Below are 16341 nucleotides of genomic sequence, written 5' to 3' on the forward strand. Positions count from 1 at the left end.
ATCGCAAGGGGTAGAGATGACGTCCGACACAAAAAGCCCGCGCATCTATTCGCGTCTCCAGATTGCCGCTCAGCTCTACAGGAAGGTGGCTGACCGCCAGCTGGTTGATGCTGTCGGTGTGACGGCGCCGCAGCTTGGCGTTCTGACGCGCGTCGGTTCGGCGCAGGCGCTCAACCAGACGAGTCTCGCGCGCGACCTGCGCCTCAACGACTCGGCAATTACGGCCATGGTGCGCCGTCTCATCGGGCTCGACATGCTGGAAAAGACACGCAGCGAAAGCGACAGCCGCGCCTTCGTCCTGAAACTCACCGCCAAGGGCGAGGAAACCATCGCCCGCGCGCAGGCGCGCCCGATCCCCATAAACCGCCGGATCGAGGATGAATTCGGCGCCGACGCCCTTCGCGAATTCACCGCCAAGCTCAACCGTCTCATCGACCTCTGCGACGAAGAACAGATGGCCGAGGTGGAAGAGTAGGGCGCCACGCTGGACCAGTGGCGCCCGGTAGAGAGGCTAGCGAACAAGATCGAAGCACAAGCGCGGCGGCGAAGGCTCAACCCTCCATCGCCTGCGATGAAGCAGCCCCTCTAGGCCTTCACACTCTCGCGTTCGCTCATGCGGTCATACCAGGCCGACACGTTCTTCAGCTTGCGGTCCAGCGGCTGTCCGATCTGCTCGCCGAACGCCAGGAACGAAAAGAGCATGATGTCCGCCAAGGTGAACCGCTCCCCCGCGATCCATGTCTTGCCGGCCATCTGTTCGTCCAGCCACTGAAGCGAATGCTGGACGCTTTCCTTCAGGCCGGGGGCCGCGTCCGGAAAGCAGGGCATGCGGTCCTTGAACAGGGGCAAGCCTTCGGAATAGCGGAAGGCCCGTGTCATCGGCTCGATCACCTGCAGGTCGCACCAGCGGACCCAGCGGCGGGTCTGGGCGCGCTCTTCCGGGGTCGATCCGATCAGGCGCTCGCCTTCGGCGGTCTCGTCCAGATATTCGCAGATAGCCGTGATTTCTGTGATGAGCGTACCATCCTGCAGGATAAGCGCCGGAAGCTGCCCCGCCGGATTGATCTTCAGATAGGCTTCCTTGCGGTTCTCGCCGCCCATGAGGTCGATTTCCGCCATGTCGACCTCGATGCCGCGCTCGGCGAGAAAGGTTCGAACGACTTGCGGGTTCGGGCCAACGGAATTGTAAAGTTTCATCTTGCGTCTCCTCCACGCATTTTCTGATCTGCGGGCGGAGACTATCGGCGCACTGAAAGGCAGCAAGCCATGACGCAGGGTTCAGCCGGTCTTCGGCTTTTTCCGGGCGGTGCTGCGGCGCGGTTTCGGCTTGCCTTCCTTGGCCGTTCTTGTGTTGAGGCCGCGTCCGCGCCGGCTCATCACGCCATTGACCTCTGCGCCGGTACAGATGGCAAAGGCCGAAAGCCAGAGCCACATGAGCAGGGCGGCGACCGCGCCGAGAGAGCCGAACGTCTCATTATAGTCGGCAAAGGCGCTGAGATAGAAAGAGAAGGCGACAGAGGCGAGCAGCCAGATAATCCCGGCCACCACCGCGCCGGGCAGGATTGGCCGCGCCTTGCTTTCCTGCGAGCGGACCCCGTGCGGGCGGGCTGTTCGCATGAAGGCATAGATACCTAGCAGAAAGATGCCGATCAGGCCAAGCCAGCGAAGGATCCGCAGCAGGGCGTCTACAAAGGCGCCAAGCTTGAGCGCTTCGATGATGGGCGGGACCGCCCCGATGGCGGCCAGCGATATGATCGCAAACACGATGGCACCCGCCGTGAAACCGAGCGCGAGCAGGTTCTGTTCTATGAACCCCCGCCTGGCAGGGCGGTCATAGGTGACCGCGACCGCCAGCAGGAGGGCATTTGCCCCGCGAGACGCTGACCAGAGCGCGATCACGAGCGAGACCAGAGCGCCCCAGGACAGGCCCGTCGACTGGCTATCGGCGATCCGTACCATCTGATTGGTGATCAGCCTGTAGGCCTCGGCCGGCAGGAAGGTCTGCATGATCTCGAAGTATTCGCGAAGGTCTGCAGAACTGGTGAACAGGCCCCAGACCATCAGCGCGCAGGCGACAGCCGGGAAGACGGACAGGAAGGCATAGAAGGCCACCCCGCCTGAAACCAGCGCCACATCGTCCTCGCCCAGACGCCCAGCTGTGCGGGTGACGACATTGACCACGGGATAGCCGAAACGCCTGTATAAAGGCGCACTTCTGACTTTCTGAAGAAGGTCCGAACCAATCATTACGGGATTAACTCCGCCGCCACGCCGCTGTTCCTGTGCCGGGGCGATAGACTTGACGCTCCCGGCTTGAGGTTAAGTATGTCGAAGGAGTCGATAATGGAGCGAAAGACATGCTGAAGACACCCAAAAGCTGGCTGGCCCTGATCCTTTTTCTGCTTGTGCTGATCTTCGCGCTTCAGAACCTGCAGCAGGTGGACGTGAACTTCCTGGGCTTCACCTTCCCGACCCGGCGTATTTTCGTCATGCTCTTCTGCCTGATTGTGGGCTTCATCCTCGGCAAGACGATCCGGCTGAAGCGCAGCTGAGCCGATAGACGCTGCACGCGGGTTTGGCCAAAAGTCTTCCGGTGAGAATTTTCGCAGGTTTTTTCCGCGCCGCTCTGATGGCCTGTCTGTGCACCGCCGGTGCACCGTCCATGCACCGTGCAAATGCCGGCCCGGATGCTGGAAACACGCAACACTCTGCGACTGGAGAATCGGTCGGCGCCCTGCAGGACGTTGAGGCCCTCTGCGATCTGGTGCGCGACCACTATGTCTATCTCGCGCCTCGCGAGCCGGTCTGGGACGCCACCTGCGAGAGCGCCCAAGAGGCGGCCTTGGAAGAGGCGGCGGCAGAGCCTGCCGGCCACCTTGCCTTGCTCGAGACGATGCTGGACCAGCTCTGGGACAATCACGTCTCGCTGGACACCAATTCCGCCACCTCGCCCCGGCTGGTGCCGTCTGGCAGCGACTACTGGCTTGATTTCAAAGATGGAAAAGCGCGCGTCACCGCCGTCAGGCCCGGCTCCGGCGCCGCAGAAGCGGGGTTGAAAGTGGGCGACCGGGTGCTGGCGCTGAACGGCGTCCCGGTTCTCAGCGCCGCCCTGGACCGCATCCGGCATGGCCGCGGCGAAGTAAGTCGGGCCCGTCTTGTCTGGGCCCTCAACGCTCAGGCTGCGGGATATCGCGGCCAGATACGCGGCGTGACGGTCGAAAGTGCCGGGACGGAGAAGGAGCTCATCCTCACCGATCCAGCCCCGCTACAGGCCGATGAACTGGTCAGCTACAAGCGCCTGCCCGGCAATATCGGCTATCTCCGGATCGAGGATTCGCTCGGCGATGAGGCCACTGTCGCCGCCTTCGACGCGGCGCTGGAAGAGCTGAAAGGCGCGCGGGGCTGGATCATCGACCTTCGAAACACGCCCAGCGGCGGCAATACCGATGTGGCAGAGCCCATTCTGGGTCGCTTTATCAGGGGCGTCAGGCCCTATCAGAAAGCCGGGCCACGCTGGGAAGGCGAAGCGGTCCGCCGGGTCGCCTCGCGCGGGCCATGGCGTGTCAGAGGGCGGGTCGCCGTGCTGGCGGGGCGCTGGACGGGCAGTATGGGCGAGGGGCTGGCGGTCGGCTTTGACGGGCTCCGGCGCGCACGTATTTTCGGCTCACCGATGGCGGGGCTGGCGGGCGGTGTCGAGAGTTTCGAACTTCCCGCCAGCGGCTGGTCTGTCCACCTGCCAAGCTATAATCTCTATCATATCAAGGGCATGGAGCGCCACACCTGGCGCCCGGCCCACGCCGTCATCGCCGACAATGGAGACGGGCCAGACCTCGCGCTAAAGGCGGCGCGGGACTGGTTGGCACGCTAGTCGCCCGCATCCCCGTCGCCGTCCCCGGCATCACTGTCAGAGAGCTCCGATGAGCCGCCGGTCGGCTCGTTTCTGGCCGACGCCGCGGACTCTGGCGCAGGGCTGGGGGCAGGTGATGGCTTGCTGTCGCTGAGCTTCGCGCCCTCCTTCAGCATCACGAACTCGCCGGCATTGCGGAAATTGATATCGCGCTGCGGGAACGGGATCTCGATCTCGTATTTGTAGAGCGCGGTGTGCAGGGCCCAGTAATAGTCCGCCTTGACCTTGGCCGGCTTCTTCACAGCTTCCTCAGTCAGCCAGATGACAAGTTCGAAATCGAGGCTGGAGTCTCCAAAACCGACCAGCCAGACCTGCGGTTCGCGGCCCGGAATGCCGCTGAAGGTCCATGGCACTTCGTCAGCGGCCTCAAGCGCGGCCGTCTTCACCAGTTCCTTGTCAGTCCCATAGGCAACGCCGAAGCCGACACGCATGCGCCGTCGTGCATCGCGCAGGGTCCAGTTGATGACCTGCGCCTTGATGAACTCCTCATTGGGGACAAGTATGTCGACATTGTCGTTCGTCGTCACCAGCGTGGAGCGGATGTTGATCTCTTTTACGAGCCCCGTCACCCCGGACTGAAGCTCGATAAAATCTCCAACCTTAACAGAGCGTTCGAACAGGATAATGATGCCGGAAATAAAGTTCGAGAAGATCGACTGAAGGCCAAAACCGATACCGACACCGAGGGCACCGCCAAAGACGGTGAGGGCGGTGAGATTGATGCCGAGCGTCGACATGGCGACGATGATCGCCGCCGCCATGAAGGCGACCTTGAGGACCTGGCCGAGGAGGCCAGCCATGGAGGGGTTCAGCGCCTTGTTGGACTTCAGCTGGGACTGGGCGGCGTCGCCGGCAATCCTGCCCAGCCAGAGCGCGACGATGGCGATGAAGACGCTGGTAATGATCCGCAGCAGGGTCACTTTTACCCCGCCAATTGTGAAGGCAGCGGCATTGAGGGCGTCTGCGACAGGGTCCAGCAGGTGGAGGATATAGAGCGCCGCAATGGTCCAGGAGATCACGGCAATGGCGGTCTGCCAGAAGCCTGGCTGCATGTTGGCGGTGACAAAGCGCACCACGATCCAGGCATTCATCAGGCTTGCCGCAACACGAAGACCTTCATTCGGCAGGCCAACGGACTCAAAGACGGCGGTCGCAATCCAGAGAAGAACGACCGTAAAGGCGGGCCAGATGATCCTGGCAACAGAGTGAGCGAGGCGGGTCAGGACATCGCGCGATTCACGCCCATCCGCCCAGGCGCGCAGGCGTTTGGCGGGATAGCGCGAGGCCACATAGCCAATGGCGAGCGCGGCGAGCACAGCCAGAAGCTGCCAGAGCGACCCCAGCGAGATGAAGTTGTCCTGAAAGGTCTCGACGCCGGTGACTGCGCTCTCGCGGATATCCTCCCAGTCGATATTGGCCTGAACGAAATCCTCAATCGAATCCTCTCCGTCTCCGGCGGGTGTCTCCTGAACCTGAGCGCCAACAGATATCAACGCGTCGGTGACTGGACTGCCAGGAGGGGCCTGCCGGGCGAGGAAAGAAAGAAGTGTTGTCAAAGCCATTTGAGTTTCCGGAAGATGAGGAACTGAAAGCCCATCAGGACACCGAGCGCACCGCAGGTGATCCAGAAGGCGTTGGAGGAACCGACGCCGGGCATACCGCCCACATTGATCCCGAGAAGGCCTGTCAGGAAGCCGAGAGGCAGGAAGATGGCCGCCACGATGGACAGCATATACATGGTCTGGTTCATCTTCGCCTGGGCCCGGTTATTGAGATCATCCTGAAGGACGATCGCACTTTCCTTTGAAACATCAAGGTCGTCGAGGTAACGTCTCAACCGTTCGCCGACCTCGCGGATATCGGTCATGTTTTCTTCCGATAGCCAGTGCGGCGGTGATTTCTGGATGGCCAGCATCGCTTCATGCTGGGGCGACATGTACCGTTTGAGCGCCAGACAATTGCGCCGGATCGAGGCGATTTCCGACAGCAGCTCATCGATCTCCGTGTCCTCATCTTCCTCCATTTCGTCGATCCGGTCATTCATGTCGACGATGGAATAATTCATCTTGGCGACGAGCTGTTCGGCCAGTGCCGTGAAGAGATCGCCCGCCGTGCAGGGGCCGCGGCCCGCTTGCAGCTCCTTGTAGATATCGCGCGGCGTCTGGAGCCGCCGGCGGCGCAAGGTGATCAACCGGTTGCCGTCGCACCAGACCTGCATGGCGATCATGTCCTCAGGCTCTGCGCCGGGATTGAAATTGATGCCGCGCAGAACGGTGATGAGGCTCTCTTCCTCGCGGAAGGCGCGCGGGCGGGTCTCATTGGATAGCAGCAGTTCTGCCGTGCCTTCGCAGAGGTCCAGATAATCGATCAGCCAGTCGTCGAGATCCTCATACATCCGGTCCAGGTGAAGCCAGAGAGTTTCGCCCGGCCGGGTGGGGGACCAGTCCCTTGCCGTCTGCCAGTCTACGTCCTGGCAGCTGCCCTCTCCATTGAGGATGCAGCCGAACAGGAGCGGGCCATCAGGCGCCGGCTCTGGCATTTCCCGCGATCTGGACGAAACGGAATTGTCATTCATTGTCAGGACTGTACGTCCGGCGGTCGCCAAGGCAAGTTATTCAGCCTTAAAACAGGGCGTCAGCCGAGCGCTGCCCTGATCGCCTCGTGCAGGTCGCTTTCGTCGTAGGGCTTCTTGAGAACCGGCACATTCGGGAATTTCGAAGAGAGCGCGCTGGAATCGCCATAGCCGGTCGCGAACACAAAAGGCGTTCCCCGGTCGCGCAGCTCCATCGCGACGGGCTCACTCGTCTCATTGCCGAGATTTACATCGAGCAGCGCCATCTGGAAGTCCGACTTCTCCAGCGCAACTTTTGCCTCGCGTACCGAACCGCAGACCGACACCGCCTCTGCCCCAGCGTCCCTGAGCAGGTCTTCGGCATCGAGCGCGATGATCATATTGTCCTCAACCAGCAGGACATGGCCCGCAAGACCGCTGACGCCTGCCGGCTTTGCGCGTGCGGCCGGGGTGGACGCGTTCGCTTCTGCAGATTCGGTAAATTTGGAGACATGTCTGGCAGGGATGATGAAGTCTGCCTCAAGGCCCGTCAGTTCATAACGGATGTCCGCCGTGCCGCTCAGCTCATGAGGGATGGAGCGGGTAATGATGGTCGTCCCGAAACCCTGGCGGGTCGGGGCCTGGACGGCGGGGCCGCCAGCCTCGCGCCATGTCAGAACAAGCTCGCCGGTCTCGCTGGGCTGCGTGCCAATCGTAATTTCGCCTTCGGAGTCCGCGAGGGCGCCGTATTTCGCTGAATTGGTGGTCAGCTCATGCAGGACCAGCGACAGCGTGCTGAAGGCGTTCGGCATGAGGCAGGCGTCCGGCCCCTCGAGCTTCACACGCGCGGCCTTAGGACCGAGATAGGCCTCGGTCTCGGTGCGTACCAGACCGTGCAGGGACGCCGGGGCCCAGTTGTCGGCCGTCAGCTGGTCGTGCGCGCGGGCGAGGGCCTGGACGCGGCCGCCAATAATTTCGCTGAGGTCCTCAATGGAGGTGGCCTCGCGCGCACTCTGGCCGACCAGCCCGCGGATCAGGTTCAATATGTTGCGGACCCGGTGGTTAAGCTCTGCGATCAGCAATTCCTGACGCTCATTCGCGCGCAGACGTTCCTGATGCGCCTCATCCGACATGCGCAGGACAACTTCCAGCAATGTGACGCGGAGCTGTTCGGCCGCGGCGATCTCTGCCGGCTTCCAGGGCATGGACTGCCCGTCGACAGTTTGCTGCCAGGTCTCGAAACTCTTGCGCGGGGTCAGGCGCGCCCCATTCGGGCCAAGAGTGACGGGCTTTTCGGGATTACCCGCCCAGTTCACCTTGTGGGTAAATTCCTGGCGGAAGAGGACGACATAGTCGCGCGGGCGCCGGGACACGGGCACGGCGAGGAGGCCGGCTGCGCGGTCCACATAGTCCTTTGCGGGCGGGTGGGCTTCGCCCAGCGCATCGGTGGCATAGACCCGGCTGCCGGCAGTCGTGTTGAGGAAGCGGACAATGCCCATGAATTCCTCACGGGTCGGTGTGCGCCCCAGCGAGACGAAGTCGCCATCCACCCAGGCGGCCACGCCGTCATTGGGGATGACGGAGCTCAGGGCTTCGGCGATGGTCGAGAAATGGTCGCGGACGCTCTGGCCACCGGCGAGCTGGGACATGAGCTGATCGTGAAGGACCTGCGTGCGCCGGCTGTGTTCACTGGCCTCGTCAGCCAGCAACTGGCCCAGCACGAAGCTGAACATCTGGGCAAAGAGCTCTGCCGCCGAGCGGATTTCATAGGGCAGGACCCGCGGCTCATAATGGTGGCAGGCAAAGAGGCCCCAGAGGTTGTCGCGGTGCAGGATCGAGACGGACAGGGACGCATCCACGCCCATATTCTTCAGATATTCGATATGGATCGGGGAGACCGCGCGCAGTCCGCTCATGGAGAGGTCGAGCGGCTGGCCTTCGGGGCCGCGCTCAGGGATGATCGGGGAAACGGTTTCGTTCACATTCGAGATGATGCGCAACAGGTTGCGCCGGTAAAGTTCGCGGGCCTGCTGCGGGATGTCGGTCGCCGGATAGCGAAGGCCAAGAAATGAATCGATATTCGGGCTCACGGCCTCGGCGATGACCTCGCCGGACTGGTCTGCGCCAAAGCGATAGACCATGACCCGGTCGAACCCTGTCAGCGCCTTCATCTGGCGCGCGGCGATCTTGCAGAGCTCCGGCACGCTGCGCGCCTTGCGCACCCGGTCGATCATCGGGCGCACATAGGAGGTGTAGTCGGAGAGGTTCGAGGCGCGTTGCGGTTCGACCTCGATGATGACCGACTGGCCGGAGATGTGAACGGCGGCATTGAACCGTTCCTGCGAGCCGGGAAGGAGGTTTAGACCGAACAGGCGCTCAACGGCGTCGTCTCCATCGAGACGCTGGATCCGGGCGCGGATATCGTTGAGCGCCTCTGCCGTGATGACATTGCCGAGCGGTTCGCCGATGAGGGATTCAGGGTCCAGCGACAGGAGGTCGGCCACGTTCAGGGAGACGTGCTGGACCAGCCAGTCTGAATTGACGGCAATCAGGCAGCCGAATTGCTGCACATGTCCGAGAATGTGGATGGGTTCGCGGTCACAATTCGTCAGGTCGATTTTCGTGTCCGGTGACACGTTAGGGGTCGTCATACGGGGGTACTTGCCTTCTGAACTGTGCGATGCGCCGCTTCGAACCATGTGAAAGCCGTTCTGGCCGACGCAATAATCTCTTTTTCCTCGTCCGCCCGTCCTGTCCATACTTTCAAGGTGTTGCTGACCGATTTCCACATATCCTCACTCTGCGGGCAGGTGAAATAGCGGGTGGCGGCGGCAACAACGGGGTCAGTAGAGGCCCGAATCTCAGCCAGCAATATGCGCGCGCCAAGGCGGGAGCCTGCAATTACATAGATCAAGCCAAGTGGATGAATCCTGGTGTCATCGGCATCGATCTGGCAGGCCACCGAAGGGCGCGCATCCAGCGCGGCGAGATCCTGCTCGATTGCGGTGATCATGGTGACCAGCGTGTGCGCATGCGGGGAGGCAGGGTCTGGCAGGGCTGCGAGCGTGCGCCGCAAGGCAATCGAATGGGCCTGTAAAGTGGTGGCGAGACCTTCGCGGGTGGACAGGTCATGCTGACCGAAGAGGGCATCGACGGACTCGTGGGCATCACGGGTTTCCTCGCGAAGACGAAGTCTCAAAGTCGACATTGGCCCAGCAGTCCCTCTCGCTCTCGGTCGCAGAACACCGGCATGTAATCGACAGCCAAAAGCGTCACAAGTGAAAGGTGTGCGATACCGAAGCTATGAAATCCTCCGGTGTGTGGACTTGTTCCATGTAAGACTGAGATCGACCGTATGTTTTGCATCGCGGGCCATTTTGCTCTAGAGCGCGCGCTTTGAATTCTGGACCGTGGAACAAGGCGGCAAGGCAATGGCGATAAGACATTTCCTCGATATCTGGCAGATGGAAGCTGGCGAGCTGCGTGCGATGCTGGACGAAGCCCATGCAATGAAGGCGGCCCGCCGGGGCTGGCCCAAGGGCCGCGTCGACGAGGGCGCGCCGCTGGACGGGCATATCCTTGCGATGATTTTCGAGAAATCGTCGACCCGCACCCGGACCAGTTTCGATGTCGGTATCCGCCAGCTTGGCGGCAGTTCAATCGTGCTCAACTCCGGCGACATGCAGCTTGGGCGCGGCGAAAGCATTGGCGACACGGCCCGCGTACTCTCGCGCTATGTCGACATGGTGATGATCCGCGCCAACGATCATGGCGATGTCGAGGATTTCGCCGATGCCGCCGGCGTGCCTGTCATTAACGGCCTTACCGACCGCTCGCATCCCTGCCAGATCATGGCGGACCTGATGACGCTTGAGGAAAACGGGCTGGATCTGAAGGGCGCGCGTCTTGCCTGGGTCGGCGATGGCAACAATGTCTGCTCGAGCTTTATCCATGCCGCGCCGAAATTCGGCTTCACCCTGGCTGTGGGCACGCCCGACCGCTATGCGCCCGATGATGACGATATCGATCTCGCGCGCGAGCTGCAGGGCAAGGTGGAGCTCTACAGCACCGCCGAAGATGCCGTGGCCGGCGCCGATGTCGTGATTGCCGACACATTCGTGTCCATGGGCGACATTGATGCCGATGAACGGCTGGAAGAGCTGGAGCCCTTCGCGGTCACCGAAGAGCTGATGGACCTTGCCCAGCCCGGCGCGAAGTTCCTGCACTGCCTGCCCGCCCATCGCGGCGAGGAAGTCGACAGCGAGGTGATCGACGGGCCGAACTCGCTCGTCTTCGACGAGGCCGAGAACCGCCTCCACGCCCAGAAGGCCATCATGCGCTGGTGCCTGGATAAATAGGCGGCTGGGGCGGTTGCCCGCAGAAAACCCTCTTCTATCCTGAAATCGCCGTAAAAATTCCTCTAGCGCGCCTTTCTGCCTTGTGCATATCGTCTGGCACCCAAGGGGAGGACGTATCTCATGCGCAATCTGATTTCAGCGGCAGCACTTCTTTCAATCGCGGCGCCAGCTCTGGCCCAGGAAGCCGGCGGCTTCTCGCAGCCCTACTGGATCGACAAGCCGGTCATCGAGGCGCTGGGACGCGCCGACCTTCAGGTGAAGCCGAACCGGACCAGTTTTTCGGTGACCTACAAGAATACAGCCGATACGGCGGCCGCCGCCACCCGGCAGGCTTCCGAGCGCGCAAAGGCGGCGCATGAGGCGATGACGGGCGTCGCGGGCGAGGATCTGACCGTGACGAGCAATGTCACCGTCAACCCGGTCTACAATCAGGTCCGCGACGATGAGGGCAACCTCACCACCGACTATTCGGCCGACAATATCCGCGCTTATGAGGTGGCCGTGACGCTGAATGTCGGCGTTGAGGATATCTCGAAGGCGAGCCGGACGCGGGCCGCAGCGCTGGCACTCGGGCCGGAAGGGTCAAGCTATTTCAATAACAGCCTTGAGCGCGATACCGAGATCCTGCAGGCGGCCTACCGCGCCGCGATCACCGATGCCCGCCAGCGCGCGCAGATGATCGCGCAGGCAGCCGGCGTTTCGCTCGGCAAGCTGCTTGTCGTTCAGGAGGGCAGTGGCCCCTGCCTTGGCGAATGGACGGACGGGACGGGCTATTCCGGCTATTCGATGGCGCCGCCGCCGCCTCCGCCACCACCCCCGCCGCCGGCCCCGTCCGGCCCGGGCGCGATGACGGTCAGCCAGGAGGATATGGACGCCCTCGACCTGCCCAACACGCCGGACACAACGTCGGTGCGCGGCGCCGCCTGTCTGGTCTATGAGATCAGGCAGTAGGGGCCCTGCAAACAGGCAGGTGACGCGGCGTCTGCAATGACAGCCAGGCTGCGTCATGGTAGTTCTCCTGTCAGTTGAGAGGCTGCGCCAAAGCAGCCCCGCGAACAGGAGGAAGACCCCATGAAAGCTGCCGTACTGCGTGAGCCGAACAAGCCGTTGTCGATTGAGGAGGTTTCGATCTCCAAGCCGGGGCCTCGGGAGGTGCTGGTGCGGCTGAAGGCGGTCGGGGTGTGCCATTCAGACGTGCACTTCTGGGATGGCGCCTTTCCGCATGAGCTGCCGACAATTCTTGGCCATGAGAGCGCGGGTGTCGTCGAGCAGGTGGGCAGCATGGTGTCGGCGGTGAAGCCGGGCGATCATGTGGTGTCGATCCTCTCGCCCTTCTGCGGGACGTGCGAGTTCTGCCTGACCGGGCATATGTCGGTCTGCCACACGGTGAACGCACCGCTTTTCCGGCGCGCCGATGATGACGCGCCGCGGCTTTATGCGGGTAAGGAAAAGCTCAACCAGTTCCTCAACCTCTCTTCTTTCGCGGAGCAGATCCTGGTGCATGAGAATACGCTCTGCGCCATCGACCCGGAGATGCCGATGGACCGGGCAGCATTGATCGGCTGCGGGGTCATTACCGGTGTCGGGTCGGTGTTTCATGCCGCGCAGGTGGAGCCCGGATCGACCGTGGCCGTGGTCGGCTGCGGCGGGGTTGGCCTGTCGGCGATCAATGGCGCGGCGATTGCCGGGGCCTCTCGGATCATTGCGGTCGATCTGTCCGATGACAAGCTAAAGATCGCAAAGACGTTCGGGGCGACCGACTTCGTCAATCCGAAGAATGGCGATCCGATCGAGCAGGTCAAAGAGCTGACCGGCGGCGGCGTGCATTATTCGTTCGAGTGTATCGGCCTCAAGCAGACGGCCGAGCAATCCTACATGATGCTGCGCCCGCGCGGCGTCTCGACGATTATCGGCATGATCCCGCCGGGCGTGAACATCGAAGTGCCTGGCATCGAGCTTCTGGTGACCGAGAAGCGCCTTCAGGGCGCGGTCATGGGCTCGAACCGGTTCCGGGTCGACTTTCCGCGCCTGATCGAGCTCTACAAGCAGGGCCGGCTGCACCTCGATGATCTTGTCTCCGACCGGATCGGTCTCGACGGGATCACCGGGGCGCTGCAGAACCTCAAGGAAAACAAGGGCACGGTGGCGCGGCAGGTCGTGGTGTTCGACTAGTCCTGCTTGCTGGCGCGACGCGAGCGGATATTGGCGCGCACGAATGAGGATTGCGAGCGTTCCTCCGGCTCCATCAGCAAAGCCGGGTCGGGCATTTCGAGCGCCGCGTCGAGCGTGCGCTTGGTGACACGCAGATCGTCTAGCAGAGGCCGGAGCGCTGTCTAATGGCGGCGCCGGGGCAAGGCGTCAGAAGCTCTTGCTGATCCAGATACGGATATCCTGATCCGGCGCGGTGTCTGTCACGCCGAAGAGGGTGCCAATGGTCCAGCCATAGCCGTTGGGCAGGGGGCCGCTCAAAGTGGGGCCAATTTCCTGGACATGGTTCCTGCCGCCGAAATCGTCACTGCTGCCGAGATTGGCAAAGCTGAGAAGGGAGAGGTCGTAGCCACCGCCCGCCTTCCAGATCAGGCTGGAGCGAACCTCGAAGTCGATGGCGTCGTCCGCTGCGTCGCCAAACTGACGGGTGGCGATGAACTGGGCGCGGGCGCGGAGCCTGCCTGTCAGCTGCCACTGGTTCAGCCAGTTGAAACCAAGCCGTTCCGGGTCAGGCCCATTTGACAGGCGCGCATCGAAGCGGATGCCGGTTTTCCAGAAGGGTGCGTTTTCGGGCGAAAGCTCTATCAGGTATTCTGCGTTGAGATTGTCAAAGCGCAGATCCCTGCTGGGGCCGTCATCGAAATTGGCGAAGACCTTGATGGCGCGGCGCCCGTTCAGCGAGAAGCCATAGTCAAAGCGGTGCGCGAAGCTGTCTGCTGCGCCATCTTCACCGGGCCGCCAGCCTAACCGGTATTCCACTTCGCGCTCATTGGCACTGACGGCCGGGCCCGACACTGAGGAGGTATTTTGCGCCTCTGCCAGCCCGCACCCGAAGAGGGTGATCAGGACGATCGCAATCAGGATGCGGGTGTGAGCGCGAAGGGCGGCATTCATGGACAGGGTCTCAGGCTGGATAGGCGATCCACGCGCGGTGGAGCAGGGCGGTCCTGTGTCAGGTATCGAAACCTCACGGGTTTTAAAAGCGCCCGATTGGGCCAGGTGGCCAGCCAGCCGGTCAGCTGTGCCAAAAATCCGGTCACACCTTCAAAAAAACTTCGGCTCTCTCTTTCCAGTGCTGGCCTTGCGGTTCGCCGTCATGCTGGTTTCGGGCCGGTAGAGAGGGCCCTGATGACTAGACCACAATCGAGACGTGACTTTATCTGGAATTTCTCCCGGGTGATGGGGGTTGCCGGGGCCTATACTGCGATGGAGGCGCTGGGGCTTGTCGCCGAAGCCGGGCCATATGCCGGGCCGCCGGAGGTGGGCAACATGCTGGGCGCCGGCCGCCGCGTGGTTATCCTCGGTGCCGGGATTTCAGGGCTTGTGGCGGCCCATGAGCTCAAGAAGGCGGGCTATACGGTAACGGTGCTGGAGGCGCGTCAGCGGCCCGGCGGGCGCGTCTGGACGGTGCGGGGCGGCAGCGTGCTCGAGCATGACCATCTGCCGCCGCAACGCTGCCAGTTCGGGGCCGGGCAGTATTTCAACGCCGGCGCTGCGCGGATCCCGTCTGTCCATACAAGTGTGCTCGACTATTGCCGGTATCTCGGTGTGAAGCTGGAGACGCATGTCAATGAAAGCGGGGCGTCGAAATTCGTCAATGCGAAGCTGCGTAACGGCCAGCCCATCGATCACCGGCGGGTGGTCAACGATATCCGCGGCGGGGTGAGCGAGCTGCTCTCCAAGGCCACCAATCGCGGGGCGCTCGACGCTGAACTGACGGCGGATGACAAGACGCGGCTTCTCGATTTCCTGTCGGTCTATGGCGCGCTGGGCGAAGGCAAGGTCTATGAAGGCAGCGACCGGAGCGGCTATCAGCTGGAGCCGACCGTTCTCAATGCGGGCTCGAAACCGCGCGAGGCGATTCCGATGAAAGAGCTCATCGCTGACGGGTCCATTGCCAGAAACCTCGTCTTCAGCGAAGGGCTGCTGCAGCAGGCGACGATGATGCAGCCGGTAGGCGGCATGGACGCCATTCCCTACGCCTTTGCCGCCAAGCTGCGGCGCGAAATCATGTATGGGGTTCGGGTCAGCTATCTTGGGCGCACTGAGCAGGGTGTGCGTGTGCTCTATGACAACAAGGATGGTACGGCCGGATCAATCGAAGCCGATTACTGTATCTGTACCCTGCCATTCTCGGTTCTGCAGAAGCTCGATACGGGGCTTTCCGCCCCGGTGAAGGCAGGGGTCAACGCCTTCAAATACGCCTCAGCCGGCAAGGTGGCCTGGGAGTCACGCCGCTTCTGGGAGAATGAGGAACATATTTATGGCGGGATCTCCTTCGTCGACACCGATTCCAACATGGCCTGGTATCCGAGCAATGATTTCCAGGCGCGCGATGGCGTCCTGATCGGCACCTATAACTTTGCCGATCAGGCAGAGCGGTTTGCCGCGATGAGCTGGGACAAGCAATTCTCGACATCGCGCGCGTCGGTCGACCAGATCCATCCTGGCAAGGCCGTACAGTTGCGCCATCCTGTCGGTATCAACTGGATGCATGTTCCCTATTCGATGGGGGCATGGGCCAGTGAAAGTGAAAACGACCACCCATCTGCCTCGGCGGTGGACGCTGTCCTTGAGGGGGACGGGCCCATCGTTTTTGCTGGCCAGCATCTGAGCCCCATCGGGGCCTGGATGGAAGCGGCGATAAGATCATCCCACTATGCTGTTGCGCAAATCCATGACCGCACGCGCGCCAATTAAAGGACTTCCCATGAAACGACGCATCACAACCGATCTTGCTATCATCGCTCTGGCAGGCGGCCTGCTTGCCGCCTGCAACGCGCCGGCCTCGGACACAGGCGGCGGCGAAGCCAGCAGCGGGGGGGCCGGTTCGATCAACCGGATCGCCATACCGGGATCGGATTTTCCAATCTCCATGGCGGTCGAGACGTCCGGCAATGTCGAGACCCTCTATGTGAGCGGGATCGTGCCGCAAGTGGTCGATCCGGAGGCAGACCCCAATAGCCGCGAAGCCTATGGCGATACCAAACGCCAGACCGAAACGGTGCTGGAAGAGATGCGGGCGCGGATGGAGGATGCGGGCTGGTCGCTGGGCGATATCGTCATGATGCGTGTCTATCTGGTGGGCGATGAGGCGACCGATGGCCGGCTCGATTTTGCGGGCTTCATGGAAGGCTATTCACAATTCTTCGGCACGCCGGAGCAGCCCAACAAGCCGGCGCGGGCCGTGGCTCAGGTGGCCGGCCTTATCCGTCCAGGCTGGCGGGTGGAGATCGAGGCGCAGGCGGCGCGTCCGGCCGACTAGTCTCAGCGAGGGGCGGGAACGGTCCCGCCGATCGCTCGTTACCCGATCAGGT

Annotated in this window: 15 protein-coding genes; 8 read left to right on the top strand and 7 right to left on the bottom strand. The window is 62.3% G+C overall.

Translation table 11 applies throughout. The features are described 5' to 3' along the window. Window positions 1-16 precede the first annotated feature (16 nt). Entirely contained in the window at window positions 17-475 is a 459-nt protein-coding gene (locus tag ABNU55_RS08955) for a MarR family winged helix-turn-helix transcriptional regulator (protein ID WP_290754209.1), read from the top strand. A gap of 110 nt (window positions 476-585) precedes the next feature. On the opposite strand, the gene ABNU55_RS08960 is transcribed toward ABNU55_RS08955, so the two are convergent. Both ABNU55_RS08960 and ABNU55_RS08965 read right to left on the bottom strand, forming a co-directional pair. Next, the gene (locus ABNU55_RS08960) at window positions 586-1197 is read right to left on the bottom strand and encodes a glutathione S-transferase family protein (protein WP_290754211.1); all 612 of its coding nucleotides are present in this window, start codon (window positions 1195-1197) and stop codon (window positions 586-588) included. Window positions 1198-1278: 81 nt separating this feature from the next. Further along, a complete protein-coding gene (locus ABNU55_RS08965) occupies window positions 1279-2247 on the bottom strand; it encodes a YihY/virulence factor BrkB family protein (protein ID WP_290754213.1) in 969 nt (322 codons plus the stop codon). A gap of 110 nt (window positions 2248-2357) precedes the next feature. Here ABNU55_RS08965 and ABNU55_RS08970 point away from each other — a divergent pair, with 110 nt between their 5' ends. Then, complete coding sequence (locus ABNU55_RS08970) at window positions 2358-2552, top strand: LapA family protein (protein ID WP_290754215.1); 195 nt, start codon at window positions 2358-2360, stop codon at window positions 2550-2552. Between the two features lie 110 nt (window positions 2553-2662). Continuing rightward, complete coding sequence (locus ABNU55_RS08975; RefSeq protein WP_290754222.1) at window positions 2663-3868, top strand: S41 family peptidase; 1206 nt, start codon at window positions 2663-2665, stop codon at window positions 3866-3868. On the opposite strand, the gene ABNU55_RS08980 is transcribed toward ABNU55_RS08975, so the two are convergent. From ABNU55_RS08980 to ABNU55_RS08995, 4 genes are read right to left on the bottom strand one after another with little or no spacing between them, the layout of a single operon-like run. Further along, window positions 3865-5469, bottom strand: a complete 1605-nt coding sequence (locus tag ABNU55_RS08980) for a mechanosensitive ion channel domain-containing protein (RefSeq protein WP_290754224.1) — start codon at window positions 5467-5469, stop codon at window positions 3865-3867. The genes ABNU55_RS08975 and ABNU55_RS08980 overlap by 4 nt on opposite strands. Next, window positions 5460-6482 (bottom strand): CorA family divalent cation transporter, encoded by a 1023-nt coding sequence (locus tag ABNU55_RS08985; RefSeq protein WP_348764313.1) that lies wholly within the window; start codon window positions 6480-6482, stop codon window positions 5460-5462. Before ABNU55_RS08985 ends, ABNU55_RS08980 begins: the two co-directional genes overlap by 10 nt. A gap of 59 nt (window positions 6483-6541) precedes the next feature. Then, a complete protein-coding gene (locus ABNU55_RS08990; RefSeq protein WP_290754228.1) occupies window positions 6542-9109 on the bottom strand; it encodes an HWE histidine kinase domain-containing protein in 2568 nt (855 codons plus the stop codon). Then, a complete protein-coding gene (locus tag ABNU55_RS08995) occupies window positions 9106-9666 on the bottom strand; it encodes a biliverdin-producing heme oxygenase (RefSeq protein ID WP_290754230.1) in 561 nt (186 codons plus the stop codon). Before ABNU55_RS08995 ends, ABNU55_RS08990 begins: the two co-directional genes overlap by 4 nt. Before the next feature lie 223 nt (window positions 9667-9889). Between ABNU55_RS08995 and argF the strand changes: the two genes are divergently transcribed. From argF to ABNU55_RS09010, 3 genes are all read left to right on the top strand, one after another. Further along, complete coding sequence (gene argF / locus ABNU55_RS09000) at window positions 9890-10816, top strand: ornithine carbamoyltransferase (RefSeq protein ID WP_290754232.1); 927 nt, start codon at window positions 9890-9892, stop codon at window positions 10814-10816. Between the two features lie 120 nt (window positions 10817-10936). Then, window positions 10937-11767, top strand: a complete 831-nt coding sequence (locus tag ABNU55_RS09005) for an SIMPL domain-containing protein (protein ID WP_290754234.1) — start codon at window positions 10937-10939, stop codon at window positions 11765-11767. Between the two features lie 120 nt (window positions 11768-11887). Beyond that, window positions 11888-12988 (top strand): Zn-dependent alcohol dehydrogenase, encoded by a 1101-nt coding sequence (locus ABNU55_RS09010; protein ID WP_290754236.1) that lies wholly within the window; start codon window positions 11888-11890, stop codon window positions 12986-12988. A 186-nt stretch (window positions 12989-13174) separates the two neighbouring features. Here ABNU55_RS09010 and ABNU55_RS09015 read toward each other — a convergent pair whose 3' ends face one another. Next, window positions 13175-13918 carry a hypothetical protein gene (locus ABNU55_RS09015; RefSeq protein ID WP_290754238.1) on the bottom strand — a complete coding sequence of 248 codons (744 nt, stop codon included), beginning with the start codon at window positions 13916-13918 and terminating at the stop codon, window positions 13175-13177. A 234-nt stretch (window positions 13919-14152) separates the two neighbouring features. Here ABNU55_RS09015 and ABNU55_RS09020 point away from each other — a divergent pair, with 234 nt between their 5' ends. Continuing rightward, the gene (locus tag ABNU55_RS09020; protein ID WP_290754239.1) at window positions 14153-15724 is read left to right on the top strand and encodes an FAD-dependent oxidoreductase; all 1572 of its coding nucleotides are present in this window, start codon (window positions 14153-14155) and stop codon (window positions 15722-15724) included. A 10-nt stretch (window positions 15725-15734) separates the two neighbouring features. After that, entirely contained in the window at window positions 15735-16289 is a 555-nt protein-coding gene (locus tag ABNU55_RS09025) for a RidA family protein (RefSeq protein WP_290756537.1), read from the top strand. The last annotated feature ends 52 nt before the right edge of the window (window positions 16290-16341 follow it).

Source organism: uncultured Henriciella sp., from assembly GCF_964005855.1.
GTDB lineage: Bacteria > Pseudomonadota > Alphaproteobacteria > Caulobacterales > Hyphomonadaceae > Henriciella.

Excerpts from the sequence above, each read along its gene's own strand:
- ABNU55_RS08970 (WP_290754215.1), top strand. The coding sequence starts at position 2,358 with ATGCTGAAGACACCCAAAAGCTGGCTGGCCCTGATCCTTTTTCTGCTT.
- ABNU55_RS08990 (WP_290754228.1), bottom strand. The coding sequence starts at position 9,109 with ATGACGACCCCTAACGTGTCACCGGACACGAAAATCGACCTGACGAAT.
- ABNU55_RS08975 (WP_290754222.1), top strand. The coding sequence starts at position 2,663 with ATGCACCGTGCAAATGCCGGCCCGGATGCTGGAAACACGCAACACTCT.
- ABNU55_RS09015 (WP_290754238.1), bottom strand. The coding sequence starts at position 13,918 with ATGAATGCCGCCCTTCGCGCTCACACCCGCATCCTGATTGCGATCGTC.
- ABNU55_RS08995 (WP_290754230.1), bottom strand. The coding sequence starts at position 9,666 with ATGTCGACTTTGAGACTTCGTCTTCGCGAGGAAACCCGTGATGCCCAC.
- ABNU55_RS08980 (WP_290754224.1), bottom strand. The coding sequence starts at position 5,469 with ATGGCTTTGACAACACTTCTTTCTTTCCTCGCCCGGCAGGCCCCTCCT.
- ABNU55_RS08955 (WP_290754209.1), top strand. The coding sequence starts at position 17 with ATGACGTCCGACACAAAAAGCCCGCGCATCTATTCGCGTCTCCAGATT.
- ABNU55_RS08960 (WP_290754211.1), bottom strand. The coding sequence starts at position 1,197 with ATGAAACTTTACAATTCCGTTGGCCCGAACCCGCAAGTCGTTCGAACC.
- argF (WP_290754232.1), top strand. The coding sequence starts at position 9,890 with ATGGCGATAAGACATTTCCTCGATATCTGGCAGATGGAAGCTGGCGAG.
- ABNU55_RS09005 (WP_290754234.1), top strand. The coding sequence starts at position 10,937 with ATGCGCAATCTGATTTCAGCGGCAGCACTTCTTTCAATCGCGGCGCCA.
- ABNU55_RS09020 (WP_290754239.1), top strand. The coding sequence starts at position 14,153 with ATGACTAGACCACAATCGAGACGTGACTTTATCTGGAATTTCTCCCGG.
- ABNU55_RS09025 (WP_290756537.1), top strand. The coding sequence starts at position 15,735 with ATGAAACGACGCATCACAACCGATCTTGCTATCATCGCTCTGGCAGGC.
- ABNU55_RS08965 (WP_290754213.1), bottom strand. The coding sequence starts at position 2,247 with ATGATTGGTTCGGACCTTCTTCAGAAAGTCAGAAGTGCGCCTTTATAC.
- ABNU55_RS08985 (WP_348764313.1), bottom strand. The coding sequence starts at position 6,482 with ATGAATGACAATTCCGTTTCGTCCAGATCGCGGGAAATGCCAGAGCCG.
- ABNU55_RS09010 (WP_290754236.1), top strand. The coding sequence starts at position 11,888 with ATGAAAGCTGCCGTACTGCGTGAGCCGAACAAGCCGTTGTCGATTGAG.